The organism is Lactobacillus kullabergensis (genome assembly GCF_000967195.1).
Lineage (GTDB): Bacteria > Bacillota > Bacilli > Lactobacillales > Lactobacillaceae > Lactobacillus > Lactobacillus kullabergensis.
This window is the reverse complement of record NZ_KQ033871.1, coordinates 741,166-761,817: the sequence shown is the minus strand read 5'-3', so window position 1 is coordinate 761,817 and position 20,652 is coordinate 741,166. Positions and strand designations below refer to the sequence as shown.

Annotated in this window: 18 protein-coding genes, 2 tRNA genes and 3 pseudogenes; 8 read left to right on the top strand and 15 right to left on the bottom strand. The window is 34.9% G+C overall.

What is annotated here, in order from left to right; all coding sequences use genetic code 11:
• Positions 1 to 69: 69 nt before the first annotated feature.
• From upp to JF76_RS04285, 5 genes are all read right to left on the bottom strand, one after another.
• The gene (gene upp / locus JF76_RS04305; protein WP_045927963.1) at positions 70 to 699 is read right to left on the bottom strand and encodes a uracil phosphoribosyltransferase; all 630 of its coding nucleotides are present in this window, start codon (positions 697 to 699) and stop codon (positions 70 to 72) included.
• Between the two features lie 84 nt (positions 700 to 783).
• Positions 784 to 1,788, bottom strand: a complete 1,005-nt coding sequence (locus JF76_RS04300; RefSeq protein ID WP_045927962.1) for an L-threonylcarbamoyladenylate synthase — start codon at positions 1,786 to 1,788, stop codon at positions 784 to 786.
• A complete protein-coding gene (gene prmC / locus JF76_RS04295; protein ID WP_045927961.1) occupies positions 1,788 to 2,636 on the bottom strand; it encodes a peptide chain release factor N(5)-glutamine methyltransferase in 849 nt (282 codons plus the stop codon). Before prmC ends, JF76_RS04300 begins: the two co-directional genes overlap by 1 nt.
• Positions 2,629 to 3,717: a peptide chain release factor 1 gene (gene prfA / locus JF76_RS04290; RefSeq protein ID WP_045927960.1), complete on the bottom strand. Its 1,089-nt coding sequence runs from the start codon at positions 3,715 to 3,717 to the stop codon at positions 2,629 to 2,631. Before prfA ends, prmC begins: the two co-directional genes overlap by 8 nt.
• A 17-nt stretch (positions 3,718 to 3,734) precedes the next feature.
• Positions 3,735 to 4,334, bottom strand: coding sequence for a thymidine kinase (locus tag JF76_RS04285; protein ID WP_045927959.1), 600 nt, complete (start codon positions 4,332 to 4,334; stop codon positions 3,735 to 3,737).
• A 143-nt stretch (positions 4,335 to 4,477) separates the two neighbouring features.
• Between JF76_RS04285 and JF76_RS04280 the strand changes: the two genes are divergently transcribed.
• Positions 4,478 to 5,830 carry a Mur ligase family protein gene (locus tag JF76_RS04280; protein WP_045927958.1) on the top strand — a complete coding sequence of 451 codons (1,353 nt, stop codon included), beginning with the start codon at positions 4,478 to 4,480 and terminating at the stop codon, positions 5,828 to 5,830.
• 64 nt (positions 5,831 to 5,894) lie between these two features.
• On the opposite strand, the gene JF76_RS04275 is transcribed toward JF76_RS04280, so the two are convergent.
• A complete protein-coding gene (locus JF76_RS04275) occupies positions 5,895 to 7,496 on the bottom strand; it encodes an ATP-binding cassette domain-containing protein (RefSeq protein WP_045927957.1) in 1,602 nt (533 codons plus the stop codon).
• 446 nt (positions 7,497 to 7,942) lie between these two features.
• On the opposite strand from JF76_RS04275, the gene JF76_RS04270 reads away from it, so the two are divergent.
• Entirely contained in the window at positions 7,943 to 8,770 is an 828-nt protein-coding gene (locus tag JF76_RS04270; protein ID WP_045927956.1) for a PRD domain-containing protein, read from the top strand.
• Between the two features lie 12 nt (positions 8,771 to 8,782).
• Positions 8,783 to 10,654 (top strand): beta-glucoside-specific PTS transporter subunit IIABC, encoded by a 1,872-nt coding sequence (locus tag JF76_RS04265; protein ID WP_045927955.1) that lies wholly within the window; start codon positions 8,783 to 8,785, stop codon positions 10,652 to 10,654.
• 64 nt (positions 10,655 to 10,718) lie between these two features.
• Here the strand turns inward: JF76_RS04265 and JF76_RS09935 are convergent, their stop codons facing one another.
• Together JF76_RS09935 and JF76_RS04255 are read right to left on the bottom strand one after the other, a co-directional pair.
• Complete coding sequence (locus tag JF76_RS09935) at positions 10,719 to 11,393, bottom strand: SLAP domain-containing protein (protein ID WP_052697071.1); 675 nt, start codon at positions 11,391 to 11,393, stop codon at positions 10,719 to 10,721.
• A 32-nt stretch (positions 11,394 to 11,425) separates the two neighbouring features.
• Positions 11,426 to 11,845 (bottom strand): BspA family leucine-rich repeat surface protein, encoded by a 420-nt coding sequence (locus tag JF76_RS04255; protein ID WP_052697070.1) that lies wholly within the window; start codon positions 11,843 to 11,845, stop codon positions 11,426 to 11,428.
• A 659-nt stretch (positions 11,846 to 12,504) separates the two neighbouring features.
• On the opposite strand from JF76_RS04255, the gene JF76_RS04250 reads away from it, so the two are divergent.
• Positions 12,505 to 12,741, top strand: a complete 237-nt coding sequence (locus JF76_RS04250; RefSeq protein WP_045927954.1) for a hypothetical protein — start codon at positions 12,505 to 12,507, stop codon at positions 12,739 to 12,741.
• Between the two features lie 253 nt (positions 12,742 to 12,994).
• Positions 12,995 to 13,750: a hypothetical protein gene (locus tag JF76_RS04245; RefSeq protein ID WP_045927953.1), complete on the top strand. Its 756-nt coding sequence runs from the start codon at positions 12,995 to 12,997 to the stop codon at positions 13,748 to 13,750.
• A 225-nt stretch (positions 13,751 to 13,975) separates the two neighbouring features.
• On the opposite strand, the gene JF76_RS09930 is transcribed toward JF76_RS04245, so the two are convergent.
• From JF76_RS09930 to JF76_RS10415, 3 genes and pseudogenes are all read right to left on the bottom strand, one after another.
• Positions 13,976 to 14,368 carry a transposase gene (locus JF76_RS09930; protein ID WP_167594936.1) on the bottom strand — a complete coding sequence of 131 codons (393 nt, stop codon included), beginning with the start codon at positions 14,366 to 14,368 and terminating at the stop codon, positions 13,976 to 13,978.
• Positions 14,358 to 14,588, bottom strand: coding sequence for a hypothetical protein (locus JF76_RS10320; RefSeq protein ID WP_167594935.1), 231 nt, complete (start codon positions 14,586 to 14,588; stop codon positions 14,358 to 14,360). Before JF76_RS10320 ends, JF76_RS09930 begins: the two co-directional genes overlap by 11 nt.
• 34 nt (positions 14,589 to 14,622) lie before the next feature.
• Positions 14,623 to 14,782: pseudogene (locus JF76_RS10415) on the bottom strand (IS1182 family transposase); the annotation flags it as partial.
• 7 nt (positions 14,783 to 14,789) lie between these two features.
• Between JF76_RS10415 and JF76_RS04235 the strand changes: the two are divergent.
• The 3 genes and pseudogenes from JF76_RS04235 to JF76_RS10075 form a co-directional block, all read left to right on the top strand.
• Positions 14,790 to 14,975 (top strand): annotated as a pseudogene (locus tag JF76_RS04235) (IS3 family transposase); the annotation flags it as partial.
• Between the two features lie 273 nt (positions 14,976 to 15,248).
• Positions 15,249 to 16,046, top strand: a complete 798-nt coding sequence (locus JF76_RS04230; protein WP_045927951.1) for a hypothetical protein — start codon at positions 15,249 to 15,251, stop codon at positions 16,044 to 16,046.
• 405 nt (positions 16,047 to 16,451) lie between these two features.
• Positions 16,452 to 17,099, top strand: a pseudogene (locus JF76_RS10075) (IS3 family transposase); the annotation flags it as partial.
• 925 nt (positions 17,100 to 18,024) lie between these two features.
• On the opposite strand, the gene JF76_RS04225 reads toward JF76_RS10075, so the two are convergent.
• The 4 genes from JF76_RS04225 to JF76_RS04210 form a co-directional block, all read right to left on the bottom strand.
• Positions 18,025 to 18,096 (bottom strand) — tRNA-Gln (locus JF76_RS04225).
• Between the two features lie 8 nt (positions 18,097 to 18,104).
• Positions 18,105 to 18,176: transfer RNA gene (locus JF76_RS04220), tRNA-Glu, on the bottom strand.
• 156 nt (positions 18,177 to 18,332) lie between these two features.
• Positions 18,333 to 19,184 (bottom strand): PRD domain-containing protein, encoded by an 852-nt coding sequence (locus tag JF76_RS04215; protein ID WP_045927950.1) that lies wholly within the window; start codon positions 19,182 to 19,184, stop codon positions 18,333 to 18,335.
• A 29-nt stretch (positions 19,185 to 19,213) separates the two neighbouring features.
• A complete protein-coding gene (locus JF76_RS04210; protein ID WP_045927949.1) occupies positions 19,214 to 20,620 on the bottom strand; it encodes a glycoside hydrolase family 1 protein in 1,407 nt (468 codons plus the stop codon).
• Positions 20,621 to 20,652 lie beyond the last annotated feature (32 nt).

Here is a 20,652-nt window from a genome sequence, read left to right as displayed (position 1 = left end):
ATATTAACACCATTCAATAATTTTGTGAAAAATGTAAGCGTATTTTGCAATTAATTTACCTAAAAACAGTTATTTAGTACCAAATAATCTGTCGCCTGCATCTCCCAAACCTGGCATAATATAGCCATTTGGCAACAATTTTTCGTCTTCTGCAGCAGCATAGATATCAACGTCCGGATTTTCTTTTTGAATAGCTTTGACACCTTCAGGAGCAGCTACCAGTACAGCCAGTTTGATAACTTTGACGCCACGCTTTTTAAGCGCACCAATCGCCATATTAGCTGAACCACCAGTAGCAAGCATTGGATCAACTACCAAACATTCGCGTTCGGCAACATCTTTTGGCATTTTACAGAAATATTCATGTGGCGTAAGGGTTTCTTCATCCCGGTACATGCCAATTACTCCAACTTTAGCCGAAGGAATCATTTCCATAACACCATTAAGCATACCAATACCGGCACGTAAAATTGGTACAATAGTCAATTTTTTGCCGGCAATTTCTTTTTGTGTGGTCTTGCCAATCGGTGTTTCAATTTCAACATCTTTTAGCGGCAAATCTCTGGTAATTTCATAAGTCATCAGTCCCCCGATTTCACCGACAATACGCCGAAACTCGTTGGAACTTGTCTCCTTACGCCTAATAATTGTTAACTTGTGTTGAATTAACGGATGATTCAAAACCGTAAATTTGCCCATCTTTTTCCTCCTATAAACATAATTACGTTTACGAGTATTTTAATAAAAAAAACAAAGGGTTTAAAGTCCTTTGCTAGTAAATTTTTATTTTCCCATATAATGATGACCTGCAGCAGCCTTATTAAGCCGATTCATGTAGGCTAGAGTGTCCTCACTGCCGTTAAATCCCTGCACAAAAATTTGTTTAATTTCGGGCTTATCATCAAAATAACGCAAGCCCCCGAACAGGTTATGATCAGCATCTGCTAAATTTTCACCCAAATTAAATTTATTAACTGTCGGCAGATTGATTTTTTTAAGCACATCGGCTAAAGCCATTACGCCTGTCGCACTGGTTAAATCAATTTTTGCAAAATCCTGCGGATCATCGACAACGACTACAGGAGCGCTAGGAGCATAATGGCGATATTTCATCCCCGGAGCTTTTGGAACATCCTTATCAGAAACCTTGCCGCTGTTAATTAAAACTTTTTCTCCCAAGGCATTGCTCAACTCTTCCGGTGTTATTGCACCAGGACGTAAAACGACTGGAGTTGGAACAGAGAGGTCAATAATTGTTGATTCTAATCCCACTTCTGTAGGTCCGCCATCAATAATCCCTGCAATTTTACCTTTTAAGTCATGATAAACATGCTGGGCAGTAGTTGGGCTGGGCTTAGTTGATGTGTTTGCAGAAGGCCCGACAATTGGATAACCCAATTTACTGATCAATTCATGAGTCAGAGCATCATGAGGGCAACGAAAAGCCACGGTGTCAAGACCACCGGTTACAGCTTTAGGCAAACTGTCAGGTTTAACATATAGCAAGAGAGTTAGCGGACCAGGCCAAAATTTTTTAATTAACTTTTGAGCACGTTCTGGAACTTCTTTGGCATATTTAGACATCATTTGAGCATCAGTGACTGTCACAATTAAGGGATTGTCACTAGGACGACCTTTAGCTGCGTATACATTTTTAACGGCTTGCTCATTTGTAGCAATCGCACCTAAGCCATAAACGGTTTCGGTGGGAAAAGCAACTAACTCCCCTTCAGCAAGCAATTTTACTGCATCATCTATTTGATCTTGTGAAAAAATTTTTGTTTCCATCATTTATTCCACTTTCCCTTAACCATACGCGGTTTCCCGGCTAAATCTTTCTTAAATTCAATAGTAAAATCAGGCAATTCTTGAGCAAATAATTCAGCCAGCTGGTCTTTTTCGCTAAAGCCAAACTCCAGGAAAAATTCTCCGCCACTATTTAAGTGATCGCGCACCTGTTTAACAAATTTTTGATAAAATTCAATGCCGTTTTTACCACCAAAAAGCGCTTCTTTCGGTTCATTTTGCAGAACATTCTGATCCATTACGTCTTTTTCTGTTTCCTTAATATAGGGTGGATTAGAAATTATTTTATCGAATTTTTCCAGTCCGATTAAGATATTGGCTTTGCGGACTGTTACATCCACTTTATGAATCAAAAAGTTTTCTTCGCTTGTTCTTAAGGCGGCATCGGTAACATCGGAAGCGTATAAATCAAGATTCGTAATTTGCTTTTTCGCAGCTTCTTTAGCTAGGGCTACAGTAATGCACCCAGAACCTGTACCTAAATCAAGCACTTTGTCACCATTAGCTAGATCCTGCAGAGTCCATTCAACCAATTCTTCTGTTTCAAAGCGGGGTATTAAGACGCCGCGTTTTACTAAAATCTTGTAGCCAAAAAACCAAGAATAACCCAAAATATACTGAGGTGATATTCCTTTAGCCAGCTTGCGGACATCATTTTGTGCCTGTTTAACCTGCTGAGGAGTTAGTTCCATATCTTGTTTTAATTGAAACTCACTTGGACTGAGTTGCAATCTTTCAGCCAGCAAAAAAGCGATGTCTTCCGGCCTTTCTTCTGGTGCCGTTTCCGCAGCCCAGATTCTCAGACTCTTTAAAGTGTCAATCTTAGACATTTTGTTCAGCCAGCTCCTCTAGTTGCTTAGTTTGATTATACAAAATCAAAGCATCAATGATTTCATCAAGTTCACCATTCATTACCCGGTCAAGTTTATTAAGCGTCAAGCCGATACGATGATCAGTCACACGGTTTTGCGGGTAGTTATAAGTTCTGATGCGCTCTGACCTGTCACCAGTCCCGACAGCATTTTTGCGTTTAGCATCATATTGATCCCGATTTTGACTTTCATAATAATCATAGACACGAGATTTTAAAATCTGCATCGCTTTTTCCCGGTTTTGCTGCTGACTACGTTGATCCTGCATTGCGACAACGATTCCTGTCGGCAAGTGAGTCATACGCACAGCACTCGATGTTTTGTTAATATGCTGACCGCCGGCACCACTAGAACGGTAGACATCAACTCTAATATCTTTGGGATCTAAATCAAGGTCAACCTGCTCATATTCAGGCATTACGGCAACAGTTGCCGTTGAAGTATGAACACGACCTTGAGATTCAGTTACAGGAACGCGTTGTACGCGGTGCGCTCCGTTTTCATATTTAAGTTTTGAATAAACCTTGTTGCCAGTAATCATAATGGCAACCCGTTTGTAACCGCCAACTTCGGTTGGTTCACTGTCGACAATAGAAACTTGCCAGTTTTGTCTTTCTGCATATTTTTCATACATTCTGAGCAAATCACCGGCAAATAAGGAAGCTTCGTCCCCACCAGCTGCTCCCCTGATTTCCATAATGATATCTTTGTCATCATTAGGATCCTTTGGCAGCATTAAAATCTTGATTTCATCTTCAAGTTTAGCAATATCCTGCTCTAAATCATTATTTTCTTCTTTGGCCATTTCTACCAAATCAGAATCATTTTCATTAGCAATAATATCCTTGTTATCAGAAATCTCTTTTTTATCAGCCTTATATTTGCGGTATTTTTCAACTACATCTCGCAAATCTGCTTCTTCTTTAGAAACCTCCATGTACCTTTTAGTATCATTGATAACTTCTGGGTCAGCCATCATTTCTTGTAATTCATCATAATGAGCAACAAGACTTTCAAGCTGTGCCATAATCTTATCCATGTTGTTCTAATCCCTTCCTATCTTTCTTGCTCCGGGTGAAAATAATGAAACCGACAAACCGGATAATAACTTTCATCCCCGCCAATTTGAACCTGTTCGCCTTCATAAACCGGTTTACCATTGTGTATCCGCTGATTCATTGTAGCCTTTCTACCGCAGTAGTGGCAAATCGTTTTGATCTCTTTTATTTTATCAGCAAAAATTAATAAATTCTTGGTTCCTTCAAATAAATTATTTTGAAAGTCGTTTTTTAAGCCAAATGTCATTACCGGAATGCCTAAATCATCGACTATTTTGGCACATTCCACTACATGATGACGCTCCAAAAACTGAGCTTCATCAACAAACACGCAGGCAATCGCGCCATCTCCACGTGCTTTTTCCTGCTCATTCAACTTTTTTATATAAGCAAAAATATCAAAATCATGGTCAATCGGAACTGCATTTCTGTGAAGTCCAATTCTTGAGGCCACAGTTCCAACTCCACTACGGTTATCAATACCGCTTGTTAACAAAGCGATTTTACGACCTTGAGCTTCATAGTTATGAGCATCCTTTAGTATCTCTAAAGTTTTGCCACTGCTCATCGTGCCATACTCAAAAAATAATTGTGCCATTTTTGCTCCTTTGATTCATTTAAATTCACCTAACTAATCTAGTATAATGTAAAAATTAAATAAGTGTAGTTAAATGGTTAAAAACTCGTTTTCAGTTTGTGGCTATGCTATAGTTGATAATGATTTTAAAGCGAGGGAAGAAAATGAGTTTTAAGTCTGTAATAGCAAAAAGCGCGGGTAAATCAAGTTACTGGTTTTTACATAATGTGTTAAAAGGCGGTACCAGTTTTCCCGGCAAATTAGCAATGGACCTGGATCCTGAAATTTTAAAAACACTGGCTGAAGGATATGAAACTGTTATTGTTACCGGTACAAACGGTAAAACCATGACTACAGCTTTAATCGTTGCTGCACTAAGAGAAAAATACGGCGATGTTTTGACCAATCCATCGGGTTCCAACATGCAACAAGGAATTGTGACGGCCTTTTTAGCACACAAAAAGAAAAAATCTTCAAGACCAATTGCAGTGTTAGAAGTTGACGAAGCAAATGTCAAAATGGTGACGGAACTGCTTCATCCCAGCGTTTTTGTTTTAACCAATATTTTTCGCGACCAAATGGATCGCTACGGTGAAATCTACACTACCTACGATAAAATTGTTGAAGGAATTAAATTGGCACCTAAGGCCACTATTATCGCTAATGGTGACGCCAGTATCTTTTCTTCAGTCGAATTGCCTAATCCTAAAATTTTTTATGGCTTTAAACTGCCTAGCGATGAGCCGCAAAATGACAGCAAGGCTCCCGTCAATACCGATGGCATCTTATGCCCTAAGTGCGATCATATCTTGCATTATCATGAACGAATTTATGCCAATTTGGGAGATTTTTTCTGCACCAACTGCAACTATCACAGACCAGAATTAACCTATTCTGTGAACAAAATTATTGAGCAGACGCCTAATAAACTTGAGTTTCAAATGGGCAAAAAAGACTACGCCATTAACATTGGCGGCACTTACAATATTTATAATGCTCTAGCAGCTTATTCTGTGGCGCGCTATTTTGATCTCAGTGAAGATGAAATTGCTCAGGCTTTTGCAAAAAACAAGCGGATTTTTGGCAGACAAGAATTAATTAAATATGAAGGAAAAGAAATTGACCTGATCTTAGTTAAAAATCCGGTTGGTCTAGATGAAGTGCTGCACATGCTTAACACTGAAAAAGATGATTATTCATTAGTAGCCTTGCTTAATGCCAATCACGCCGACGGAATTGACACTTCCTGGATTTGGGATGGTCAGTTTGAAGATCTCAACCATAAGCAAATTAAAAAAATTTTGGTTGGTGGCGAGCGCTGGCACGACATGGGCTTTCGTCTGGAAGTTGCCGGTTTTGACCCGGGTAAAATGGTTACCTGCACCGACAATGAGGAAGTAATTGCCAATATTGCTAACTTACCAACGAAAAAGGTTTACATTTTGTCTACCTATACTGCTATGCTCTCTTTACGCAAGACTATGGCTGAGAAAAAGATGATTAAGGCTGGGATGTAAAAAGTAGCAATAATATAAATTAAAAACCCGCAAAGTGTGCAATGAAACATTTTGCGGGTTATTTTTATTTTTTATTTTGTGCTAAGTCAAAGTTCTTGACGTTGTTTTCTTGTTCTATTTTTTCGTTAAAGTTGTGAGCCACTTCAATAACAATTGAAGGCAGTTGGTAAATTAAGCGGTGAACTTCATCAGCATTTTGATGATCCAGGCTAGAAGTAATTTCATCTAGTAAAAAGATCTTCTTATGACGCAGCAGTCCTCTGGCAACAGCCAGTCTTTGTGCTTGCCCACCTGAAAGATTGCTGCCTTGTTCTTTAATTTCAAAATCCAGTGCCTTGCTCCCTAATTCTTTGTCTAAACCTACCTTTTTCAGAGAAGCAACTAATTCTTCGTCTGTGAAATTTTGCAAAAGAGAAAGATTTTCCCGAATCGTTCCTGCAAATAACCAAATATTCTGTGAAATAAACACAAAATCTGAATATTTCAATTTGTGTCCGCCAAATTTCACATCACCCATTTCAATTGGAATGTATCCTGCTATGGCATTTAGCAAAGTTGATTTGCCAACACCCGAGGGTCCAGTAATAATCATTTTGTCGTTTTCACTTAGGCTCAAAGACAGGTTTTTAAAAATTTCCCTGTCACCACGTTTAACCGACAGGTTTTCAACAACCAGTTTATTGTCAGCGACTGGCTGTGAAATTTCTTGATTCGTTTTTGTTTCAGTCCAAGAAATCTTTCTAATTCCTTCTGTACTTTGAATTTGAGTTTCAAAATTAGTTAGCTGCCGAAAGCCACCAACCACGTGATCCGCAGTAAGAGTCAAGGTAAGAATCGTACTTACTGTGACCCCTAAGATGTTGTTTTTGGCCATCCAAAGTCCTATGAAAATCGGAGTTAAAGTTATTAATATGGCAAATAACCAGGAAATAAATTGCAGAACATATTGGAAAGCATTCAATTGGTAATATCTTTGTTCCTCATCGTGCAAAGAATGATCAAATTTCTGCATAAATAGTTTTTTAACGCCAAAATTCGTAATTTCAAAACGCCCTGCAAATAAGTCACGCGTAATCGCTAAAAAATTGGAATTAGAATGGCTCCACATGTCTGTCTTAATTTTCATCTTTTCTTTACCCATATAACTGGGAAGAAAAGACATGAAGGAAAGAGCCAAATAAATCAGACCTAAAACTGGATTAGTCATTAATACTACAACTGTAGAAGATATGACTGTCATCAAACTTTGAAAAAGCAATAAAAGCGGTTCAAAATACTTTTCTTCTATCTGTTTGGAAATACTAGTCATGTTGTTCAAGACTTCAGATGAATCCAAGTTAGGATTGTTAAATGAACTGGCAAAATTTGCCCTAAAATAAATGCCTTTTATCTTTTCATTTAAAGTCTGAATTGCTTTTTGCATTAACAGGCTAAATAAGAAAAGAGAAACATAAACGGTTAAATATGATAAGACTGCGGCTATGCCAAATGCGATCAAACTGTTTCCGTCTTTGACGTTAAGTCTGGGAATATAACCTAATATATAACCATTTAGTACTCCTTCAAAAGAACTGGTAACGCCAAAGATAAATAAACAAAGTATCATCCAGGGATTAAGATTGCTCAAAACCCATTTTAGTGTGACATTTACCTCTTTTTTGTTCATGCTTTTACCCCATCTTAGCTTAAGTTATTTAGTTTGTAATTATAGCAAGATTAAAAACAAATGACTATCAGATGTGAGTAAGAGGCCGATTCTTTCAGCTAAGTGGCTTAAACAATAAATGGAAGTAGTATGAACATAAGTGCTAAATGCAGATGTTCTTAAACAAAGTACTCGGCAAGCAAGATTTTGCTATTGGCAAACCAAGCAACTAGAACAAAAACAAGTGGCGAAAAAAGAGTTTATTGACCTACTTTTTGCAACTTAGTTCTTAAAATCAGCATTTTATAAAAGCGCTTGCATAATTGAAAAACTTCTGCTATATTTATCTTGTTAATGATAGCGTATGTAACTGGTAATGCAGGCAAGACTACATTGATGACTAAAATTTAGTTTTAAATCTTAGTTATTATTGTTGTTTTTGTCTGCTTTTTTAGTGGCAAACAAAAATGAATAAAATAAAGAAAATACTTAACGTTAATGTTGTTGTTATTGAACAAAATGGTACAGAGTATATTGCTTTTGGGAAAGGAATAGGATATCATGCAAAAATCAATCAAGTTATACCTGATGAAAAAATAAGCCGTATTTACACTTCAGTAGACAATAGTAAGCAAAATGAGCTAATTCAATCTTTGAAAAAAATACCTGCAAATATTATTAAAACAACAGAAGAAATTGTTGAATTTGCGGAGAAGTTTTTAAATGAGAAACTGGATGCAAGTATTTTCTATTCACTTTCAGATCACTTATATTTTGCCACTCAAAGATTAGAGCAAAATTTAACTCTGGGAAATAGAATATACTTAGAAATGAAAACCTATTTTAAAGATGAGTTTAAAATAGGTATATTCTCACTAAATATTATTGAAAAAAATTTAGGCATCAAAATGCCACAAGAAGAAGCAGCAAATATAGCTTTTCACATTATAAATGCATCAAGCAAAGATGAAAGCAGTAATGTCTTAGAAATTTCCAGAATGATTGATAACATTTTACAAACTTTACGAGTTATTAGTCATGGAAAGTTAAAGTATGAGGGAATAAATTACGATCGCTTTGTGACACATATAAAGTTTTTTGCAGAAAGATATATAAATGATCAAATGTTTGCGGATGACCCTACTTTACTCGAAAAGGTGTCTGATTTATATCCTGAAGCAAGTAAAATTGCTTTTAAACTGAAGCAAACTTTAGAAGTGATATATACCAAAAGAATTTCAAAGGAAGAATTAGCTTATCTTATTATTCATATTCACAGAGTAATGATGTATTAAAGGAGAATGTATATGAGAAGCAATAAAGAAGTGACTGATTTAATAGTTGAAAATATTGGAGGGGCAAATAATATTACAAGTATGTATCATTGTGCTACCCGCATTCGTTTTTACCTAAGAGATAAAACAAAATTTAACTATCAGTTTTTAAGAAAACAACCAGAAGTTTTAGGGGCGGTTCAGTCTGGAGAAGAGTCGCAAGTTATAATCGGTGCAAAAGTTGATGAATATTTTAGGCAAATTCAAAAAGATTACCATATTTCAAGTGAAGATGACAAGACTAAAAACACCGAAATAAATAAAGCCAGCTGGTTTAGAGGATTAATTAATGTTCTAGTGGGAATAATGGCTCCAATCATCACTGCTTTAATAGCTGGTGGTATGTTTAAAGTTATTATTTCTATCTTAACTACTTTTAATTTAATCTCACTAAAATCTCAAAGCTACGCCATTTTGAGTTTTATGGCCGATGCAGTCTTTTACTTTTTACCTGTAATGCTGGCAGTAAGTGCTGCTGAATATTTTAAAACCAATAAGTTCTTGTCCATTGCAATTGCTGGTGTGTTATTGCATCCCAACTGGGCGGCTATGGTAGCTGCAGGTAAGCCTGTTGCACTTTTTGGCATCCCAGTTACTTTGGCTTCATATAGCAGCACTGTAATTCCAATAATTCTCTGCATTTGGATTCAGTCATATGTTGAAAAATTTGCAGAAAAAGTTTCACCAAATGTTATCAAAACTATGCTAAGGCCATTACTAATATTCTTAATTATGGCACCTCTTGCTTTAATTCTAATTGGACCAATTGGATCTTGGTTAGGTGATTTATTAGCACTTTTAGTTAACTCACTTAATAAATATGTACCTTGGCTAGTGCCAACTCTTATGGGTACCTTTACTCCACTTCTGGTTATGGTAGGTATGCATGTAGCCTTAACACCTTTAGCCTCTTTGGGATTTGCCAGTGCAGCAAGAAGTGAAAACGTGCAAGGACCTGGTATGCTTGCTTCAAATATAGCTCAAGCTGGCTGTTCTTTTGCAATTGCGGTAAAAGACAAAACTCCTAGAAACAGACAAATTGCAATGTCGGCAGGAATTACTGCCCTTTCTGGTATTACCGAACCCGCACTTTATGGTGTCACCTTAAAATACAAGCGTGCTCTATATGCTGTCATGGCAGCGGGTGGAATTGCCGGTTTTTATGCTGGGATTACCAAAGTTGTTCGCTATTCTTTTGGCTCTCCTGGTATTTTCACTATCGTAAACTTTATTGGTAAGCCGGGGAATTTCGTTAATGCAATTATAACTGGGGTTTTAGGCTTTGTATTAGCTTTTGTTTTTACTTACCTATTTGTCAAAATCGATCAGCCTGTGACCAAAAGCAATTTAGAAAATAGCACAGGAAATATAATAACTAGTAACAATATTGATAATTCTGAAGAAGTTGTCAGTGCACCAGTTGATGGTAAAGTCGTTGCTCTAGATCAAGTGAATGATGAAGTCTTTTCTTCTGAATCTTTGGGTTCAGGAGTTGGAATTATTCCAATCAGTGATTTGATAGTCTCACCAGTAAACGGAAAGATCACAGTCGCATATAAAACAGGTCATGCCATTGGAATTACCACCCCTCTGGGTAATGAATATCTAATTCACATTGGCATAAATACTGTTAACCTTAAAGGAAAGCACTTCAAAGTTCTTACTAAAGAGGGACAAGAAGTCAAAAAAGGTGATCCTCTAGTTCAAGTTGATTTTGAAGCTATCAAAAAAGAGGGCTATGATCCAACAGTAATGGTCATTGCTTTAGACAAAAAGAATGACCAATTAACCTTCTTTTCTAAAGATAATGTCACAATTGACAATGAAATTTTCAAAATCAATTAAAATGTAATTTAACGAACACAGAAAAAGCATAATTCTTAGAAGTGAATTATGCTTTTTGATTATCTTAAAGGTTTGCTTTCTTAACAAATCTATTTTTATCTACAATGTAATATTTTTTATTTTTAATTTTGACGGGATCACCATATGTTTTTGCTGTTGAACCTTTTTTCAAAACTTTCTTATTTTGGCGATCACCATATTGATTATAAATGTAGGCATTATGTTTTAATTTACGGACAACAGGATCAACATTACCGGCAGCAATGTAATTTTTTATGTTGCTATTGCCCTTATCATTTAGAACGTAAAAATTGCGTCCGTTGATAGTCGTTTTACCACAGGTCATTAGTTTCGAACCAATTTTTAAAATAATTTGGTTTGCACGATTACCAGTATTGTCATAAAGATAAGCATTGTGCATCAACACTATAGTCTTTTCACTGCTTGAACCGTTATTATTGTTTTCGTCTTTGTCCTTATTTTCATCATTATTTTCCACTGGATTTGTCGGCTCAACCGGAACGGGATTAGGAGCAGGATAATTATTGTCGGTATCATCTGGTGGTGTTACTAGTTTTTTCCAAGTATAAGCCCCCGGCTTGAGAGATCCATCTTGACTTTTTTGAATTAATTCAGCAGTAGTTAGTTGAGGTTCGTTATTATTATTGGTCAATCGCCATTTGTTGATAAAGTTCTCTTTATTCGGTGTTTTTTCAGGATTTGGTTGCCCCAAAGCCACATCGGTACTTAATTTTGTTTTTGAGCCTAAAACTAAAGAGTTATACCTGGTGCGTATTGGTATACAACCTTGCCGTTCACAATAGCCCCCACTGGTAGAGTCAAATCATTTGCCAGCATATTTTTCATATTGGGACTTTGGGTAGTATCAAACGAACTCAAATCCAAGTAGTTGAGGCTGATCAAATAACTAAGCATATCTGCCATGTCAGTCACTTTTTCAGTATTGAAATGACTTAAATCAAGTTCAGTTAAATTATAATCACCATGAAACATATTTTTCATTGAAGTTACAGAACTGGTATTAAGATTTTTGACTCCATCAATTTTAGCAAGATTTGCACAGCCATTAAACATAAAAGTCATATCTTTGACATTTTTTGCATTGGAAGCAAAATTACCGCCAATATTTAATGATCCTTCATCACCATCTATGAACATATCCGTAAACATGTAACTCATATCAGTAATAGAAGAGGTGTTTTAAGATATCTGCATCTGTCAATGCACCACGCCATCGTCTTTACCCTGATTTATATCGACATTTACTTTTACAGAGTTATTTAAAGGATCATAATGTATTATCTTTCTACAAAATTTGAAAATAGTAGTTTTATTGCATCTAATAATCTAGTTTCTACTGTTTTGAAATCTTAGTGGTTAAGATCATTCTAAAAATTAATAAATGCTTTTATGATTAGCAATTATAGCACTTACTTACTAAATATATTGTTAATTTAATAAAGTGATTTAACTATTTGTATAAAACAATTAAAACTGTAAAATTGAGTGAAATTTGGGAATGTTTTTTTGTGATTTATAAATATATTGAAATAGTTATGTATTGAAAAATAATATATATTTTTAAGTTAGAAAAGTGTGATAAAATTATTCTTATCTAAAAAATAGTATTTTCTAAAAAATGGTTGGGTTAACTCAGAAACAAAATATACGCATATTATTTAAAATTTGCTTTAATTATTTTTATGTATAGTAGTTTGGCTTAATATATTTTTTGGTGATACCTGTATTTGAACTTTAGTGTATATTCACTACTTTAGTTTACATTCTATTTAATTTAATTATTTATTTATAAATAAAGAGGTAATTATATGAATAATCAAAATATTGTTATATATGACATCAATGGTGACCCTATTAATGATGACGATGAAGATATTGAAAAATTATTAGATTTTATACTTGAAGTACCAGTAAAAAGTCAAAGAAGCAATAAAAATCAAGGGAAAAATATAGAGTATTTTTATGTAGATGCACTTGATAATAATTATAAGTTTATACCTGATAGAAATATTGATAAAAAAATATTACTAAATATGTACCCATAAAAATAAATGTTCAAAAATTAATTGAGGGTTTAAATAATGTAGCTGCTCTTTGGCGCATTTACATTGAAATTAGAAAAAAATATATAAAAAATTCTGATTTATTTAGCGCTTGGGATAAATTAGATGAATCAAATATCAATAATGCTTATCCTAATGAAACATATCTTGATTTAATGATAAATTCTAAATCTAAATATGCTAATTCTAAATTCAAAATAATTACACAAAATTATTCTAAGAATTCAAATAAAAAATGTTCAATGACAATTTTTTTAAAGAAAATAAGATCTTTTATACACAAAAAAAGGCAAAAAATATTGTTTCTTCGCCTGATCCTAAAATAATTGCCTCACTTGATTCTAAAACAATTAAGAAATTACTTACCTTTACTGATCATCCTGAAACAACATTTATTTTAGGTTCAGATACAAATGGGCTTTCGCACCAACTAAATAACCTTTTTAAAATTAAGAATTATGATGAAGAATTCTATTATAAATTAAGGTTTATTAAAAATGCTGCAATAATGGAAGAATCATATGTCAAAACTAACCAAAAAATGAAAAAGTTACAAAACCAATTGGATGAAATTGATAATAATTTCCAGCATCAAACTCAATTAGAAATTGAGAGAGTTAGTAATCACGTACAAAGTCACATCTATCCGGTAATCATATCTATTTTAGGTATTTTTACGGCCATAACTTTTGCTATCTTTGGAGGGACAAATTTATTAAACGACTTGTTCAAAAATATACGCAGTACAAAGGCTTCATTAGGTCAAGCTCTAATTCTAGCTTCTATTTTAGGTTTTATTTTATGGGGAATTATTGATTTATTGTTTTACTGGATTCATTGGATTTCAAAAATTAAACAAACAAAAGACAAAGAAAATACAGACTATATAAAAGAGGATAAAATAGGTAAAAGTAAAAAAATTTTTAATTGGATTGCACTTGGTTTCTTAACAATAATATTAATTATAGGAATATACTTGTTTTGCAATTAGAACAATTTATATATTTTATAAAGTTGTTCGTTAGAGAAAACAACTCATTGTTTAACACTTTGATATAACCCTTAAATTGAATAAAAATCGGGATTCCACTTTGGCTAAATTTTACTTGAATTAGTCCACTTACACATCAATTTAAAGATATTAAAATTTTAGCTCCTCTGAGCTAATTCATAAAACCAAGAAAAAAGAATCTGGGAAAAAACTAGAACCCGTGACTTAATAAATCAAAACCGACAAACCACTTTTTTTAGTGATTTGCCGGCTTTTTGTCTCTACTGAATTTCGGTTGATGGTTCCAGTTGCCCTTTGGGCCCACTTCCTGTGCCAATATTTACTTAAGTTCATGGTCATAAGCATTATTTCCACCTTTGCTTGACCTCTGAGAACGGCCCAGCGCATGCCAAAAACATTCTTCAAGTAACCAAAGACTGGCTCCACATCAAAATTGCGTTGACCGTAGACCCGTTTGCAAGTCTTGCTTCGAAGAGCTGCTTGAGCGCTGTCCTTAAAGTACTGCCAGGTTGGGTTGTAATTAATACAACGTTGATAGACACTGGGCGTTTTAGCCAAAGCCGTTTGGGCTGGACTTAGAACTAACTTAGGCTTCATAGACTTTAAACTGCCTGGTAAAGCCATAGCCAGTCGCATCTGATTGAATAATTCTTAAAGGAGAAGCGCACGCCCTGGTGGTCCCGGATAGTAATGGGCTTGGTGGGGTCATTGCGGTATTGCGCTTTTGTTCTTTTTCATGAGTAGTGTAAGGAATATAATACTGTTTGCCAAACCATTCGGTCAGCTCGGCGTAGTTGTACTCGCTGACGTAGCCCACTGTCAAAGTCTGCCAAAACTAGCAGCTGCGCTTAAAAAGGCACTAGAGTTCTGGTATTAGTCGGGTTAGGATACAGGGCGTAGTCGATGAGGTACTGGTTGCTGGTCGCAATCTGCAGATAGTTAGCTGCCCATTAAGCATGGGGTCTTCATGCGCATGAAGGTAGCATCGTGGTCGGTCTTGGAGAAACTGTTGCAGCACTTAATGAAAGGCTTCTTCGGGATACTCAAGCGAGAAATGTTTTATGGTTTTGAAAAGCACTTTAAGAATCTCTCTGAACTGGAAGATGCGATTAGAGACTACATTGAGTATTACAATCAGAAAAGAATCAAAATCAAACTAAAAGGACTAACTCCGATTGAATATCGGCAATTAGTCCTTAGTTAGCAGCTAATATAAAGTGTCCTAATTTTAGGGTTCACATCAAAAACTCATCTAGTTTTTTATTGGGTAACCTATGCAAATTTAATTTTTTCTCACGGGCCCCGATTTAGACTAAAGAAATATGGCTAATATCTTTTCTACACAATTGAGCAATAATTAAAAATCTAACTGGCAAAACTACTTTTTTTATTTACTTTACTATATGTCAACAATTATTCTAAATATACATTAAAAATGATATTTTTTAATGTATAATTATTTTTGAGGTGAGAAAAAATGGACCAAAAAGAAAAACAGCATATAGAAGATATTAAACAAGCTGCTTGGGATTTTGTTTACCTTGTATTTACAGCTATATATGTGACAGAAAAGCAGACCGAAAATCTAGACACACTTGTGGACTTTCTTAAAGGCGATGAAACCGCTTTACCTTACATTGATCAAGCTATTAAAAGTCTCATTAACAATACTATTAATGGTAACAATTCAAATTTAAAGAGAAGACTGGAAAGTTGTTATGAGTCATTATATTATAATGGAAATAATGCTAAAGATGATTTGCCTTATTATCTTAAAGAAATAAAAAGCGCTGAACCTAAAGATTCTAATAATGAAAAGCTTTACAATAATGTGGTCACTTCATATAAACAAAATTATGGTAGTATAACCAACAAAAATATTAGGAAACAAATTGATGACCTGTACCAAAAAATTGATAATGCTAGCAAAGATGCAGAAATTAAGATCAAAAAAGACGTTTACCCAGATTTCATTACAATTCTAGGTATCTTCACTGCTATTACTTTTGCAATTTTTGGTGGAATGAATTTACTTAGCAACTTATTCCAAAATATGAGAAACACACATGCCTCATTAGGTCAAGCTCTAATACTTGCCGCAATATTCGGTTTAATTATGTGGGGTATCACTATACTATTATTTTATTGGATAAGTACGATTAAAAAAAATCAATCTAAAAGATTCTATAAAAATTGGGGCTTTTGGCTAAATATATTGTTCATAGTATCAATTATATTACTACTAAAAATAGGCTTATGTTTTTTCTTTAAATAATAATATACTGTGTAGTAATTAAACAGGATATTTATTAACATTTTTACCTACTTTTTATCAGATAAAACCTTAGTAAAATTGATATGACCCCCTAAATTTAGGACAAATTTGGGGGTATTATTATGTCTAAATTATCTAAGTAAGACAAAATTGAAATTTTTAATCCTCGGCAAAACTATCAGGTTGGAGACACTGAATTTAGCCGCCGCTATCAGGCTAATCCGTCTACTATTAATTATCTCTTAGCCCCCATTAATTGTCATGGTATAGCTATTCTTGACCGACCGTTCAATTGCGTTTAAGGAGCAGGCCGTTAGACGGGTGCTGGTTAAAGACGAAGCGATTTATCAAGCAGCACTTGATCTGGGGCTATGAAATAAAGGAATCTTGGCTAATTGGCTGCCCCAGTACCGTGAAAATGGATATAATGTCGTTAACCACAAGAAAATACAGCGCCTAATGAAAAAGCAAAAGCTTTTTTGCATAGTCAGCAGTAAACGCTGGCGCAAGTATAACAGCTATTGCGGTACCCAAGGTCCGATTAAGACTAATTAATTAAACGCAGTTTTAGGGCAATTTACCCTGAACACAAGTGGTATTCCGACGTGACAGAATTTAAATTGAATGATCAGAAGACCTACTTGTCGCCTATCATTGATGGGTGCGTAGGAGATTATCGCCTACATCATTTCACGCAGTCCCAACCTCAAGCAGACCAGCAGACCGTGGACATGTTAAGGCAAGCATCCGGCACTAAATGGTTTGGTTTTTCACACAGACCAAGGCTGGCAGTACCAGTATTAGTAATTTCAAGCCTTGCTTAAGAATCATGACATCGATCAGTCGATATCACACAAGGGCAACTCGCTGGATGATGGACTAATGGAGGGCTTCTTTGGCATCTTAAAGCGGAAAACGTTTTACACCTTCAAGAATTTGAGCGCACTAGAAGAAGAAATCAGCTAGTATATTAATTACTACAATACCAAAAGAATCAAAAGCAAACTAAAGGGACTAGCACCGATTGAATATCGCAAGTTAGTCCTCAGTTAGCAGCTAATATAAAGTGTCCTAATTTTAGGGTTCACATCAAATGCTGATACTTACTAGGTTTCATTCTCTTTAGCCTATTTGAAAATAGTCACTTAATAGTAGATTAAAAACCTGAAAAAACTTGAACACTTTTCCAAAATCTAACTTTTCAGTCTAAATAAAAAGCTGTAGTACCTAGAATGGTATTGCAGCTTATTTTATTAACTTAAATGACGGGTTTAGTTTCATTTCCTTTTGGATTTTAGCAAAATCTCCATAAACTCATCAATTGCTATATGCTTTAAATCCCAATAACGTGACTTCTTATAGCCTACTTCTTTCATTACCTCGCGATTAGTTTTATCAAGTATATACACTCCCGTTAAGATTTTTCTTGATTTATCTGAACAAGCATTAATTGCTTTAATAGTACATGTGGTAATATTCTTAGCATACTCAATTCTAGTGTTTGTTTTAACGCCTTTAAATATATCTTTTGCCGCTTTGATTAAATCAGCTTTATGTTGCCCTGAACGAACTGCAAATACGCTTTAATCACGTTTAAGAAAAGTTCTTACATCTTCTTTATATTCCATTTTAAGTCCTTTCGCTTAATTAAAACTTTATTTTTAACTACAGTTTGCAGTTCTATCCAAAATATGAAGTCTTTTTTACTAGTACTACTCTTTAATTTAACATTTCTTAAAGAACTTTCAATTTACTTGGTATCCCTTTAAATCACTTAAAAATTAACGTTTCCCATTAACCAACTATACCAATTTAGCTAAATATTTAAGATTAGCCCACTTGCACGTCTGCCTTAAAATATGAAGTCTAATATGAAGTTTTTTAGCCCATTTTGAGCTAGTTTCAGAAAATTTGAAAAAACAAAAATGCCTTTATACCAGTGTTTAAACCACCTGATATAAAGGCAAAAATGTAATTATTGGGATATCCGGGCTCGAACCGAAACATGCAGGAACCAGAAACCTGTGCCTTACCATTTGGCTATATCCCAGTGTTAAATCACCCGCACGAGAATTGAACTCGTAACTCCACCTTGAGAGGGTGGCGTCTTAACCATTTGACCAGCGGGCAAAATCAACAGTAATTATTATGCTTGAAGAGACAGTTATTGTCAAGTACTTTCAGTTCAAAAACTAAATTTAACTAATAAGGTTTTTAGCCAAAGAAAAAATTTCGGAAAGCTTTTCAATCCGGAAGTTTTTTATTATTGCTCATATTTTTGACCAACTACACTTTTTTGCAATTTTCTTCAACTACTTTGTGTAAATGAACAATCAAGTATATTCTCTCCTGTTTAGTAATCCTCAAGTTAATTTTTTCCCTAATAAACTCTTCGAAAGCATTAATAATTTCAGCCTCCTTAGTCATTTTGGCAGCCAAGTCCTGGTAGAGTCCTTCCTGATCTTCATCAGAAAACAGTTTATTTTCATACACTCTTTCACAAAAATAATTTAGATGAGTCAAAAATCGTGAATAAGTGAAAGTGTTTTGGTCGATATTGCCACCAATAATCCTTTGAGCTATTTTCTCGAGACTACTCACCAAATCAGCTATTTTCCTATTTTTCTGTTGGTCACCAACGTCAACTTCCGCATCCACAAAATGTAGGCCAATGCCCGTTGCTTCGCTATTCGGTAATAAAACATGCATTTTTTTATTAATCAAATTAACTGCAAATAACCCTACTTGATATTCATTTCTATGGTGAAGTAAAATATCAGGATAGTTGAAATTTTCGCCAATATTTCCCTCTTTAACACGTTTTACCACAAAAGAAATATGATCAGCCAAGGATAAATAAAGGTAATCTTTTACTTTGATTTGATATTTATCGGTGGCAAAATCTATTATTTCCTTAACCATATTTAGATAAGTTTCGTCTATCGTACTTGCTAGCTGAATAAAGTTTTTTAGCATTTTATTATCGGTTAAGACAAAAATCTTTTGAATTTCATCTTTTTTAACAGGATAACCAATTGCTTTATGGTAGCCTAGGCCCTTGCCCATTAGGATACACTCTGCACCTGATTCATCTAATGCCAAAATAAGCGAATTATTCAAAACTTTTAGCACTTTCATCAGCTCACCGCCTAATTGCATACAATTGTTTAGTTGACCAATCCGTTATTTGCAATAACCTTTTGGTACCAGTAAAAACTATCCTTGGGAATTCGACGTAAATCTTTTAATTCATTATCAGTTCTATTAACGTAAATAAAGCCATAACGCTTTTTAAATCCTTGATGCGAACTTAACAGGTCCATAACTGACCAAGGACAATAACCGATTAGTTTTACCCCATCCTGAATTGCATCATAACAAGCCTTGATATGATCTGCAAGATATTTTATACGGTATTGATCATGAATCTTGCCATCCTTTGCCATAGTGTCTGGAGTACCTAAACCATTTTCGGTAATAATCATTGGCAAACGAAAATGACGATAATATTCATTTAGTACAATTCTCAAACCCATAGGATCGATTTGAGCACCATATTTCGTTGCAGACAGGTTAGTATTTTTTTCGATCTTAAAATAACCATAGAGATCAAAATCCACATCATTTTTCCTTGTACCAAATGGGTGCTTGGCATCGCTCGGCAAGTAACTGGCAACGAGCGTACGGTAATAATTGACTGCTATGAAGTCAGGCCGAGCATCCCGTAATACTTGCTCATCTTGATCCTGCATTGATGGCAAAATGCCAACTTTTTTAAGGTAATTGCTATAGTACCCAGGATATTGACCATGACAATACATTTCTAGAGCATAATTAGTCTTAAAATTATCATTCATTTTAGCAGCCCAAACATCAAGTGGCTTAGTAGATGCCGGATAAGTCATGGTGGATGATATTGCTGGTCCTATTTTACCGTTTGGCACCATCTTATGACAGTCTTGCATAACGTAGGCACTTGCAACAAACATATTGTAATCCATTTGTGCTCTGACACGTTCTTTATTCTTGGCTTTAACATGATACATATTTAAGCGCTCATCTACACGAACCATCAGGTTTTGCTCATTGATCACCTGCCAGTTCTTGACTCTGTCACCAAATTCTTTAAAACATATTTGGGCGTATCTTCTAAAAGCAGAAATGCAAGACCTGTTTTCCCAGCCGTTATATTTTTCTACCAAGGCCAGAGGCAAATCAAAATGATATAAGGTAACAAACGGCTCAATCCCATTTGCCATTAGACAATCAATCACTTTATTGTAAAAGTCTATCCCCTTTTGGTTAACCTGACCATCACCATCAGGAATAATTCTCGACCAGGCAATGGAGAAACGGTAAACTTTAAGACCTAATTCTTTCATTAAAGAAATATCTTCTCGATAATGATGATAAAAATCACTGGCTACCTTTGTATCAGCTAGTTCAGGACCAGCATGAACAAAAGAATTATAATCTGCTACTGATTCTCCCTTACCATCTTCGTTCCAGCCGCCTTCAATTTGAAAGGCTGATGAGGACGCACCCCATAAAAAGTCTGAGTCAAATTTTTCCATATTTTACCCCTCTATTTAATCATTTTTTTAGA